The organism is Marinagarivorans sp., assembly GCF_982758155.1.
Genome location: NZ_CEXWTU010000152.1, coordinates 1 through 12,070 on the forward strand (window position 1 = coordinate 1; position 12,070 = coordinate 12,070).

General features: G+C 46.3%; 10 protein-coding genes. 8 read left to right on the forward strand and 2 right to left on the reverse strand.

Annotated elements, in window-relative coordinates; genetic code table 11:
* The first annotated feature begins 206 nt into the window (after window positions 1-206).
* Window positions 207-929 (forward strand): MlaA family lipoprotein, encoded by a 723-nt coding sequence (locus AC3A8L_RS14770; protein WP_487963036.1) that lies wholly within the window; start codon window positions 207-209, stop codon window positions 927-929.
* A gap of 12 nt (window positions 930-941) precedes the next feature.
* Here AC3A8L_RS14770 and AC3A8L_RS14775 read toward each other — a convergent pair whose 3' ends face one another.
* Complete coding sequence (locus AC3A8L_RS14775) at window positions 942-1,283, reverse strand: PilZ domain-containing protein (protein WP_487963037.1); 342 nt, start codon at window positions 1,281-1,283, stop codon at window positions 942-944.
* Window positions 1,284-1,602: 319 nt separating this feature from the next.
* On the opposite strand from AC3A8L_RS14775, the gene AC3A8L_RS14780 reads away from it, so the two are divergent.
* From AC3A8L_RS14780 to AC3A8L_RS14800, 5 genes are all read left to right on the forward strand, one after another.
* Complete coding sequence (locus AC3A8L_RS14780) at window positions 1,603-2,823, forward strand: PP2C family protein-serine/threonine phosphatase (protein WP_487963045.1); 1,221 nt, start codon at window positions 1,603-1,605, stop codon at window positions 2,821-2,823.
* Window positions 2,824-2,830: 7 nt separating this feature from the next.
* The gene (locus AC3A8L_RS14785; RefSeq protein ID WP_487963038.1) at window positions 2,831-3,313 is read left to right on the forward strand and encodes an STAS domain-containing protein; all 483 of its coding nucleotides are present in this window, start codon (window positions 2,831-2,833) and stop codon (window positions 3,311-3,313) included.
* Window positions 3,314-3,418: 105 nt separating this feature from the next.
* On the forward strand, window positions 3,419-4,723 hold the full coding sequence (locus AC3A8L_RS14790; RefSeq protein ID WP_487963039.1) for a GGDEF domain-containing protein: 1,305 nt from the start codon (window positions 3,419-3,421) through the stop codon (window positions 4,721-4,723).
* 163 nt (window positions 4,724-4,886) lie between these two features.
* On the forward strand, window positions 4,887-7,475 hold the full coding sequence (locus tag AC3A8L_RS14795) for a serine/threonine-protein kinase (RefSeq protein ID WP_487963040.1): 2,589 nt from the start codon (window positions 4,887-4,889) through the stop codon (window positions 7,473-7,475).
* A 53-nt stretch (window positions 7,476-7,528) separates the two neighbouring features.
* The gene (locus tag AC3A8L_RS14800) at window positions 7,529-7,894 is read left to right on the forward strand and encodes an FHA domain-containing protein (RefSeq protein WP_487963041.1); all 366 of its coding nucleotides are present in this window, start codon (window positions 7,529-7,531) and stop codon (window positions 7,892-7,894) included.
* A 78-nt stretch (window positions 7,895-7,972) separates the two neighbouring features.
* Here AC3A8L_RS14800 and AC3A8L_RS14805 read toward each other — a convergent pair whose 3' ends face one another.
* Window positions 7,973-8,752: an arylesterase gene (locus AC3A8L_RS14805; protein WP_487963042.1), complete on the reverse strand. Its 780-nt coding sequence runs from the start codon at window positions 8,750-8,752 to the stop codon at window positions 7,973-7,975.
* On the opposite strand from AC3A8L_RS14805, the gene AC3A8L_RS14810 reads away from it, so the two are divergent.
* The gene (locus AC3A8L_RS14810) at window positions 8,744-9,433 is read left to right on the forward strand and encodes an ABC transporter ATP-binding protein (protein WP_487963043.1); all 690 of its coding nucleotides are present in this window, start codon (window positions 8,744-8,746) and stop codon (window positions 9,431-9,433) included. The genes AC3A8L_RS14805 and AC3A8L_RS14810 overlap by 9 nt on opposite strands.
* Window positions 9,420-11,954 (forward strand): ABC transporter permease, encoded by a 2,535-nt coding sequence (locus AC3A8L_RS14815; RefSeq protein WP_487963044.1) that lies wholly within the window; start codon window positions 9,420-9,422, stop codon window positions 11,952-11,954. Before AC3A8L_RS14810 ends, AC3A8L_RS14815 begins: the two co-directional genes overlap by 14 nt.
* Window positions 11,955-12,070: the final 116 nt, after the last annotated feature.

Below are 12,070 nucleotides of genomic sequence, written 5' to 3' on the forward strand. Positions count from 1 at the left end.
GGCTATTGCAAATATTTTTAACGAAGGCAATCGTGCACCCAGGAATTCAAAAACGGGAAGTTATTCAGTGCACACCCCTAAGAGCGATAATTGTAAAAAGCCCTCAAGCCTCTGGTTTGGGGGCTTTTTATTGCATGCGTAGAACACTTTTTTTTTTGACTGATGTAGGTAGAATGGCGGCATTAATAAATGTAGGAAATCGTTACATGCAAAAGATAGTAGGAGTCGCGCTAGGAGTGGTGGTTGCGGCAATGCTTGGTGGTTGTTCGAGTACGCCAGCAGCGAATGGAAATGATCCGTGGGAAGCTGCGAATCGCACAGTTTTCAAATTTAATGACTCTCTCGATACTTGGGTCGCAAAGCCGGTTGCAAAAAGCTACCGCTATGTGTCTCCTGGTTTTGTTGAAACGGGGGTCAATAATTTTTTCGATAATATGGGAGAAGTACCTAATATTATTAATGATTTGCTACAAGCTAAATGGGGACAGGCGGGGCACGATAGTGCACGTTTATTTTTAAACACCTTCGCGGGGCTAGCCGGGCTAGTTGACGTTGCTACAGAGGTCGGTTTAGAAAAAAGCCAAGGTGAGGATTTTGGGCAAACATTACAGGTGTGGGGAGTGCCTAGCGGTCCTTATGTGGTATTGCCTATATTGGGCCCCTCCACGTTAACGGATACTGTCGGCTTACCTGTTGATTGGAATACCTCCCCTCGTACCTATATTCCTAACGAGCGGATTCGTTATGCGGCGACAGCATTGGATTATGCGAATGCGCGCGCTAACTTACTTGATGCAGAGGGGCTTCTCAGCGGCGATAAATATTTGTTTTTCCGAGAAGCCTATTTGCAAAATAGGCAGTTTTTGGTTAAAGATGGCGCTATTACGGACGACTTTGGTGGCGATCTTGATGATTTCGATGATTTTTAGCCTTGTTGATGGTTAGTACCTAACGCCAACAAGGTAGTTGCTTTTTGTGTTAGAAGGCTGATTTCGAACCACCATGCCCTTAGAGCTAAAAACAGGGGCGTGCCCGTATCGAGAGTGAATGAATACTTCGACCTCTTCGTTCATGGTTAGAGCTTGCTGCATTTCTAATAGCGCGCCGCCGCCACTTAAATTGTGGCAAAAACCTACGATTTTTTCACCAGCGGCATTAACGACTAAGGCTTCAGTGTTAATAAGCATTCGAATGAAATCACGTTTCTCGTCGTAATTGCGTGCACTTAATTGAGTTGGGTTTTGGTTGTGATGGGTGTTGCTAGCAAGAGTTGATTCTGACATGAGGCTACCCTTTGAACTGAAACGTTAACGCACATACGCGGTTCAACCACTCATCTGTAAAACGTCTGCCAATAGGCTGGCGTTTTCGGCGCGGTTAAAAGTATAAAGCAAGTAGCGATCCCTTTTCTCATTTAGAAGATATCTTATGTGTAACGGCGCTACTATTGGCGCCACTTTAATTACACTGTAGTGGCTTGCACCGACGTACTAGAGGGAGTAGTGTGGGCGCCTAAATGGCAGGTTTTATCCTGTCAAGTGGCTCGGTAGTTGTGATACGTGAACGGTTATAAGGTATTTCGATGGGGCATAAAGTTTGTCGGTGAATCACGCCTTAAGTGCGAAAGCTGTTGATAAAACGGTAGTTCTTCTTATCGATGATGATCTTGCTACGCGTGATCGCTTAGCTTCGTATCTCCGTAAGTGCGAACTGTGTGTTGAGGAGTTCGACTCAGCGTTGTCTGCACGTGATTACCTGCTAAAAAACAAGGCCCATGTTGTTATTACCGATTTGCGCCTGCCAGAATTCAATGGTCTTGATTTACTTCGAGCCATTAATGACTTGAGTGCCCCCCTCCCTGTTATTCTTATGTCCGGTATCGGTAATGTCTCGGATGTGGCGCAAGCGTTACGATTGGGCGCTGCAGACTATCTCATTAAACCCATACTTGATTTTGACGTTGTTATTCACTCGGTAAACCGTGCCCTGCAAATGTTAGTTTTGCAGCAGGAAAATGATGCTTACAAAGCTCGTCTCGAAAGAGTTAATCGAGAACTAAAAGATCACGTTCAGCTTCTGGAGCGTGATCAACAGGCCGCAAAGCTTGTACAGAGTAACTTATTGCCTATGACGCCCTTAACCTTTAGCGGGATTGAGCTAAGTCATCGCGTTTTACCATCGCTGTATCTAAGCGGTGATTTTGTGGATTATGGTTATTTGCATCGGCGTTATGTGGCTTTCTATTTGACCGATGTTTCTGGTCATGGGGCTTCGTCTGCTTTTGTGACTGTTTGGTTGAAGCAATTGGTACGCCGCTTGTTTCGCGAACGCCAGATGTTTAACACTGAAGATGGCTTCAATACCGCGCCTGCCGAGCTGCTGGATGTTGTGAACCGAGAGCTGATGCAGTCGCGTTTCTTCTCTCACCTGACCTGTGTGGTTGGCGTGATTGATACCGAAACACTGGAGATGTGTTACGTGCTAGCGGGTCACTTGCCGCTACCGATTATCATTTCGCCGGATGGGCGGGCAGAGTATTTAAAGGGTAAGGGAAAACCTGTAGGTTTGTTTGAGGATGCTCAGTGGGTGGTTAATAAGGTTCAGCTTGAAAAAGGGTTCCAGTTAGTCATGTTCTCCGATGGTATTTTGGAAACGCTACCGGAAGAGGATCTTATCGATCGTGAAAAGGTATTATTGGATGCTATGCAGGGAGTAACATCATTATTGTCATTAGATGAAATTGCTAGCAGATTGCAACTAGACTGTAATCAAGAGGCTCCGGATGATATCGCCATGGTTTTGATTAAGCAATTATCGGTGTAATGAGTAAATGGTAGGGCAGATTTCAGTAGCAAGCGATGCGGGAACTTATGCTATCCGAATGACGGGGGATGTTCGCATGGTTCTGTGCCTCTCTTTTGATAAATTCATTCGTGCGATGTTTGAGGACCCTCAGTTTGATTCGGTGGTATTTGATCTAAGCTTGGCTGAAGCCGTTGATAGCACAACATTAGGGTTGATGGCTAAGATTGCCTTGCGGTGCCGTAAAGTGGGGGTGCCGAGGCCCGTATTAGTCGTAACTGCTGCGGGTATGGTTCGGTTACTGGAAACTATGGGATTCGAAGAGATTTTTGTTATTACTCGCAGTATTGGTCAAAGTTTGGATTTTGCCGAGTGCTTAAACTGTGAGGGCGGCTCAGAAGAAAGTTTTAAGCAGCGTGTTATCGATGCTCATAAGGTATTAATATCGTTAAATGAGCACAATCAGCAGGCTTTTAAAGAGCTAGTCGAGACGCTTGAGAAGGGATCGTAGTTTTTGTGTGAGATATTTTAGCGGGTCACCCTGTGTATATGAGGGGTGCCTTCATTGGTATTTTGAGTGTGTGCCACTCATTAATAAATAATAAAAGAAAAGACAATGCTCAGTTTGCTTCTTAAAACAGAAAAAAAACTCCTTGCGCTCGTTGTGGTGACGATTCTGGCGATTGTCCTGCGCCCGTGGATCTTGGTTTCGAGTCATGTAATTGATCCGCGTGATGATCATACGCGCCGCATCTATGATGACGTACTTAATGGTGGTTTTAGCGAGGCGCATTGGGTTGATCAGCCGAATGGGCAGTGGAAATGCATTATAAAAGGGGGGTACCAATATCCTTTTTGTGGTTATGAACTGTACTTAAATAATAGCTTTGTCGAAGGGGTAGATTTAAGTTCATACCGATCAATGCGGCTTTTACTGGATTACGATGGGCCTGCAGACACTATACGTATTTTATTGCGTAACTATGACGTCGCATACAGTAAGGATGACGATTTAAAGTCAACCAAATACAATGCGATAGAGTTCGAAAAAGAATTATTAGAAGAAAATGTTTTTTTAGAACTTAGCTTTTCCGATTTCTCTGTCGCGGATTGGTGGCTGCAAATGCACAGCGTGCCCTTAAGGCATTCCTATTCAGACTTCAGAAATATTGTGATTATTGAAATACAAACGGGTTCTGGGATGCATCCTGGCGAGCATAACTTCAAGGTAAGGGGCATTGAGTTCGAGCGTCAAATTATCTCAGCGGAAAGCTGGTACTTGCTGATTATATTGTGCTGGATTGCCGCCATATTAAGCTTTTTGATTTTTCGAGTATTTAGTCTGAAGCAGGAGTTGATGAGCCATCAGCGCAAAGAAAGCGAGCTTACGCAGCTCAATACGCTGCTTGATAAACAGGCCAAGCATATGGAAGTTCGCGCCAAACGGGACCCGCTGACAGGCGCGTTTAATCGAGAAGGGGTGGAAGAGTCTCTTGTTGAGGCCTTGAATGAGTGGCATGTCAGCTCGAAGCATCTTTCTATTGTTCTGCTGGATTTAGATCATTTCAAACAGATTAATGATACCCACGGCCATGCGGCGGGCGATAAGGTTTTGGTTGAGTTATCCACATTAATTACCAGCAATATTCGGTCGAGTGATCGCTTTGCCCGCTGGGGTGGTGAAGAGTTTTTGTTAGTTTGCCGAGATAGCGAGCTGAAAGAAACCACATCGCTTGCTGAAAAGCTAAGGGGATTGATCGAAGAGCATGCTTTTAATGGGAGTGCTCAGGTAACCGCGAGTTTTGGTGTGGCATCGATCAATGTAGATGAAAATTTAGAAGGTTTGTTTAAGCGAGCAGATGAAGCATTATATGAGGCGAAACGAACAAGCCGTAATCGAGTCGTCGCTTCTGAAAACTAAGGGGCGGTATTGGATGAGTGCATTAAAAGACATGACTTTCCATGAATTTAAAAAGCAGCGCGAACAGTCGCTTGATGAGAAATAAAGGTGATTTTGTGATTGCCTTACTTGGGCTTCAGTCTGCATTTTGATACCTTAACTGGATTTACGCTGGCATCTTCACATGGGTTTAGGTATACGAATCATTAATCGCTTGATGGGCCCCAACTTACTGGTTGTGGCTTTTGTGGCCTTATTGATGAGTACGTTGCCCTTGCCCAGCTGGCTCCATTCTATCAATCAACAGCTTGACCGCTTACTGTTAAGCGCTGCCATTGATTTTGTTGATCTCCCTTCCCCGCGAACACCGATTACTGTGATTCACGTTCCTGATGTCGAGTACGAGGCGTGGTTATCTGATATTGCAGGCGCTGATGCATTATTTAAGTTGATTGAAAAATCATCATCGGTGCAACCACAAAATAGCATTAAGTCTATCGCTGAAGAGTCTCCGATAGGTCTTGGTCAGCTTCCCTCCTTGTCTGTTAATCTTTCTTCTGATCAAACACAATCTGGTGCTAATGACGCTGTAATGCCTTTGGTGCTTGGCATCATTGCAGAGGAGCCGCTGACTTTTATCCAAGGGCGGGCTGAGAAACTTTTGGGTGTATGGTCGGATAGCAACACGGTTCAGCCATCAGCGCTACGCTCTGCCATAAGAGCGACGGCGACTGATCGCGACGTACTGATGGCGACGCTTCGCGAGCGAGCCGTTGTTGGGATTGGTGGGCGAATATCCAGCCACGGAGAGTTAGTGGCTATTGAGCGAGGCGCTATGGCGATGGGGCGAATATCTGCCCCTTGGCTAAAACATTTATGGCCTTTGGCGCCTTTTCCTTCAAGACTAAAGCGCGGCGCACACAAAGCGTTTTCGGCACCTGTTGAGCATTTACTGCTTCCCCCTCGCGGCGCCATTAATCAACCTTTGTTTGTTGAATTGAATGATGAGGTCCGTGAATCGTTTGTCTTACGATTATTACGGACCGGCGATAGCTTGTTGGCGGCTACGACTACGCAATCTTTGCCTGTGTGGCAGCAGGGGCGCAGTATCGTATCCGGTGAGTCTCAAACGCGTAACTTTCCAGTGACTTATGACGGTTCAATTGTCCCCTTGTACGGCGATGCTGGCATTAAGGCCCCAACGGTTCAATTGACGCTGGCAGCGGCTCAGCGTTCGGAGGCGTTAACGGGCTGGGTGTTGCTGGGGCGCAACGAGAGCGAAGAACTGCGCGCTACGGCCCAGGTTTTGGCTGCGCTCGGGGACGGCGCTTACATCACGACCCCTTATTTTTTTCCATTACTTAAATACACGCTTCTTGCCCTATTACTGTTGTGGTCCTTACTTATGTTGCCGCGAGTGAGTACGGTGGTATTTGTATTTTCAGGGTTGAGCATCATTATTATTTTTGCTTTGGTACAAATATTGTTACCTAGCTTATTGAATTATTGGGTGCCGTTGGGAATGATGATTACGGCTACAGCGATTATTTATGGGCTAAGTGCTGCTGCCAGAGTGAAAAGAAATGTGCGTTTATTTCAAACGCAAGAGGCTCGTTATTGGGCCTTGCAGTCGGCAAAATTAAATTATGACGCTGCGCGATACGAGCAGGCATTGCTCGCTATACAGCGGGTGCCCTTGAGTTCGGAAACCATCAAGTGGTACTACCGTATTGCTGATGCGTTATTGGCGAATAACGCTCCTAAAAAAGCTTTGCCTGTATGGCAGATGCTCTACAAAAAAGCGCGTAAATTTCGCGATGTTAAACAGAAAATAAATGCTTGTGAGGCGGCAATTTCACCGCTTGTAAAAATTCCTGAAGCGCCCGATAAAACGCAGGTTGTGTGCGTAACAACCAGTATTGAAACGTTGGGGCGTTATCAAGTGCGCAGTGTTCTCGGGCACGGTGGTTCGGGCGTTGTATACCAAGGGTTCGATCCCGTTATTTCTCGTGATGTAGCACTGAAAACTTTAAATCTCAATGTGTTTAGCGTCGAGAATCAAAACAAAGTTAAAAATCGCTTTTTAACGGAAGTTAAAACCATAGGCAAGCTATCTCACCCGAATATTGTAGCGGTCTATGATGTTGGTCAGCAAGATCATTGGGCGTATATCGCTATGGATTTAGCAAAGGGAAAGCCTTTAACCGAGTACCTAGTGGAAGGCCAATTACTGCCTATTGCTGAAGTTTATTGGATTGGTTTAAAAGTCGCTGAAGCTTTATCATTTGCGCATCAGCAAAACGTAGTTCATTGCGATATCAAACCTGGCAATATTATTTATGATCGCGATAGCGGCGATGTTAAGGTTACTGATTTCGGCATTGCTAAATGGCTAGATGAAGCCCATACCGAAACCGGCGAGATTATGGGCAGCCCTTTGTATATGGCGCCCGAGCAATTACAGGGGCGCCCCGTGGCCGAGCAAACAGACTTGTTTAGTTTGGGGGCAACTCTATATCAATTATTAACTGGCGAGCCACCTTTTAATGGTCGCAGTATTGCCGAAATTCAGCAGGCTGTTTTGCACTCTCGCCCCGTAGCGGTGCGCTCAATGCGTACGCAGTTACCCGCAAGTGCTGCACGCATTGTTAACCGCGCGCTAAAAAAGAAAACCAGCGAGCGTTTTAGTAGTGCATCGGATATGGCTTTTACGTTGAATAAAGCCATAATACGAGACTTCAAAGATGAAGCTAAAGATTGGCGATTGCTATAGCCGTAGACGGTGGAGTAAGACGCTTCCTATCAATAGAATAAAAAGGTAACCCTATGCCTGCGGTACTTGCACAATTAGTCGATGGCGTGATCGTACATCGCTTTGAGATAAATCTAGGTTTCACCACTATTGGCCGTAAACCCGATAATGATATCGTGATTCAAGACCCTGCCGTTAGTGGCGCCCATGCCCATATTATTGCAGAGCAAAATAAAGATTTTGTCGATTATATTGATATTTTTGTTGAAGACTTTGGCAGTACCAATGGCACTTTTGTGAATGATCTGCCAGCACAAAAGAAACATAAATTAGTCCACAACGATGTGGTGCGTATTGGTTTTAATGATTTCAAATTTTTAGATGATGAAAATGCTGATATGACGCGTACGATTCATATGGCATCAACCGACGATCTTTAATTTTAAATTTAAGGCGTTTTTTACCGTGCAGAGCCGGTTCCCAAACTGGCGTAACGGTAATATTTGATGCTGTCACTATTACCTCTCTTGTTGCTTTTGCTTGAGCAAGCCTTCGAGCGGTTGCCAAATGATCTCTAAAATTGCACTTTGTGCTGCGCTATTGGGGTGAAGTCCATCGGCCTGCATTAGCGCGGGGTTGCCTGCAACCCCTTCCAATAAAAAGGGGACTAATGCTGTTTGGTGTTGCGCTGCAAGGTCCTCGAATTGTGCGAAAAAAGGCTCTATGTAGCGCCTTCCCAAGTTAGGCGGTAACTTTATGCCGACCAGTAAAACCTCGGCTCCGCTTTTTTGTGCTTGTGTAATGAGCGTTGATAGATTTTTTTTGATTAAGCTTAAGGGTTTACCTTGTAGGCCGTCGTTGGCGCCCAGTTCTAGAATAAGGATATCTGGTTGTTGTTGCAGTAAGCCAGCTTGCATTTGTAGGCCTGCATCAGTGGTGGCGCCACTGACGGATGCGTTTATAACGTTCACACGGGGGTGGCTTGTCTCGAGTTTTTTACTTAACAAATGTGCCCAGCTTTCATGTTGCTTGAGTCCGTAACCGGCACTTAGGCTGTCACCGATGATACCTATCGTTAATTCTGTATCCTCTGCCTTTAAGGGTGAATTAATGTCAGCATTGGCAGTCATAGGCGATAAGGTTAAAGCCATAAAGACTAGTGTGCCTAAAAGCATCGCAATGCTTACTGAGGTGCGGCTTGGAGTCTCCTCGAGTAAACGCAGTGGTGTTTCGGTTAACTTTATCGGCTTTAAATCATTCATATTCATTAATATCTTTGTGAGAATTACATGCTTCAAGTGATAGGCCTCAACCACTTTTTACCGGGGCAGACGAGTGGTGCGCCCTTATTGGACCAGTTGTGTTGCAGTATAGAAGCCGGTGAATCGGTTGCCATTGTTGGGGCTTCTGGCTCAGGCAAGTCGACATTATTAAGCTTTCTTGCGGGGTTAGATACTCCTGCTACTGGAAAAGTTCTTATTGCTGGGCAAGATATTACACCGATGACCGAAGAGCAGCGTGCCAGATTACGGGCAGAGCAGGTCGCGTTTGTTTTCCAGAACTTCCAATTAATTGATGGTTTAACGGCGTTGCAAAATGTGTGTTTGCCAATGGAAGTGAAGGGAATCGCTAAGCCTGAAATAAAGGCAAAGGCTTGGCTTGAACAGGTTGGGCTTGGCCATCGTTTGCAGCACAAGCCGAATGCGCTTTCGGGCGGCGAGCAACAACGTGTTGCGTTGGCTCGCGCGTTTGCTTGCGATGCACCATTGTTATTTGCCGATGAGCCGACAGGAAGCTTGGATACAAATACGGGTACAGCTATTGCTGATTTGTTGTTTTCCCTGTGTCAGCAAAAGCAGCAAACGCTGGTGTTGGTGACACATGATGAGCGTTTGGCGCAGCGGTGTGATCGGGTTTTACGATTACGTGATGGTAAATTGTTTGATAGTCAAAAGGAAAGTGCCTGTGTCAGCGAATGATGTTGCTGTTGGGGGCGGCTCGCGGGTTAGAGCGGTTGCGATATTGGCTTTGCGGCTGCTATGGCAGGGTGCCGGTGGTCGTAGTGCAGTTATGTTGGTGTTATCACTGATTGTTGCTGTGGCGGTTGTTGCGACCCTCACGTTAACCACCGATCGTTTACAGCGGCTAATTTATTCTAAGGCAAGCCATTATTTAGCGGCGGATGCTAGAGTATCCGGTTCGTTGCCTATTCCCGCTCAGTGGTATGCGAGCGCGCAGGAATTGGGTGTCGAAACGGCATCGGCAAGTACTTTTCGGGCGATGTTGTTTGGTTCTGATGAGTCAATGCAGTTGGGTGCCGTAAAGGCGGTGTCGTCAGAATATCCCTTGAAAGGGGATTTACTGGTGGCTGACGTGCCTTTTGCGCAAGGCGTTGCGCATCTTTCCGGGCCGCAGCCTGGCGAGGTCTGGTTAACGTCTCGGCTTTTTGCCGCGCTCGATATCGCGGTAGGTGATTCGCTAAGCATTGGCGATGCGGACTTCGTTGTTACTAAAGCGTTAATACAAGAGCCTGATAGCCCTCAAAGTATTATCGGTTTTGCACCTCGTGCGTTGATTCATCAAAATGATGTTGAGCGCACAGGTGCTATCGCGTTAGGCAGTCGGGTGAATTACAGCATGACATTGGTCGGTAATTTAACGGCCATAAGCGCACTTGAAGAACGGCTAGCCAGTGAGCTAGGAAGCCATTTTAAGTGGCGCTCTGCTGGCGAAGGCGACGGCCCCGATGCGGGTGTTTTTCAGCGCATTACGAATTACGTGATGCTGGTTGCTGCATTGGCTTTGGTTTTAGGGGCGGTAGCCATTGCATTGGCCGCGGATGAATTTGCGCGCAGCCAATATCGTAATGTGGCGCTGTTAAAAACATTGGGTTTGGCGCCGCGTGCAGTATTGCAGGTGTTTACCTGGCAGTTATCGGTATTGGCGGCTTTGGGGGCGGCTGTTGGCCTATTACTGGGTTGGCTTTTTCAGTTGGGGCTTTTAAAGCTGATTGAAGATTTAATGCCGAATTACTTACCCCCACCCGACTGGACGGCCTTTGCGATTCCCGTGTTGAGTGGAATCGCAATATTACTGTTATTTGCCGGTCCACGATTTTGGCAGCTACACAAAGTGGTGCCAGCGGCGGTGTTACGTGCCCAAGCCATGCCCACCAAGACTGCACATTGGTGGATGGGGTTGGCGGCTATTATGGTTTTGGTGGCCTTGTTAACGCGGCATATTACCTTAACGCTTTTTGCATCAGTCGCTTTGATCGTCGCTTTTTTTGCTGTTCGACTTATTGTTATCGGCAGTTTTGGTGTTTTAAGGCGATGGCATACGCATTCAAAAGGTGCAGTGCGCTTGGGGTTAGGGCAATGGTTAAACTACCGGGACCAAAATGCGACCCAGGCGACAGTTTTTGGTTTGATTTTTATGGTGTTGTTTAGTGTTTACAGTGCACGTACGCATTTACTTTTGGCATGGCAGCAGCAAATACCGGAAGGTGCGCCGAATCATTTTATATTTAATATTTACGATCATCAAAAAAGTGATGTTAAAACCTTTGTCGAAACTAATGCGCAAAATACCTCCCCTTTTTATGCCATGACGCGGGGGCGTGTGGTGCAAGTTAATGCTATTGAATGGAAGGAGCAATTAGACGCCAGTCCGCATGAGCAAAAAATGAATTATGAAAGAGAGCTTAATTTAACCTGGTCCACCGAATTGCAAGATGATAACGAAGTGGTTTCGGGGCAGTGGTGGAATAGTGTGGCTGACGATTCACCGTTGTTAATTTCTATCGAAAAAGATTATGCCCAAGGCGCTAATATTGTTGTTGGCGATAAGTTGGTGGTGAGTTTGTCGGGGCAAAGCGTTACGGCGGAAGTGTCTAATATCCGATCCTTAAGTTGGCAGAGTATGCGGCCTAACTTCTTTATTATTTTTAACCGTAAACCCTTGCCTTTTGTCGCGAGTAATTGGATTACAAGTTTTTATTTAGCCGAGGAAAACAAGTTAGCCGTTAATACTCTAATCCAAAAGTTTCCATCTATTACACTTATTGAAATTGATCAAACCTTAAAAACGATTAAAGGGTTGGTGGACCAGCTAGGGCAAGCCGTGGAGTATTTGCTAGGCCTAATGGTTTTAGCCGCATTAATGGTATTGATGACAGGCATGCTTGTCACGTTACCCTTACGCTTGCGTACCTCTGCGCTTATGCGTGCTTTTGGCGCGGGTAGCCGCGTGATACGGCGTGCGCTATGGGTTGAGTTCTTGATTCTGGGCTTTATTGCCGGTTGTGTAGCTTGCATCGGTGCTGAACTCATTGTGCGCTTTTGGTTAGCGGGCGCGTTACAGTTAAAGAATATTGGGTTTTTAGATGTATGGCTCTGGGGCATTCCCCTAGTGATGTGTGTGTTGGCAACGACGGGCGTACTGGCAACGCGTAAGTCATTGACGGTTGCGCCATCGCAGCTATTAAAAGCAGCTACTTAGGGCCGAGGAAAAAATACTTTATCCAATAATACTTGCCTCCTACTCCCTCAGCAGCGTTACTCAAAGCGTTACATGCCTCGGTAACCGCTCCTGCGTTACCCTACTGACCTATGTCC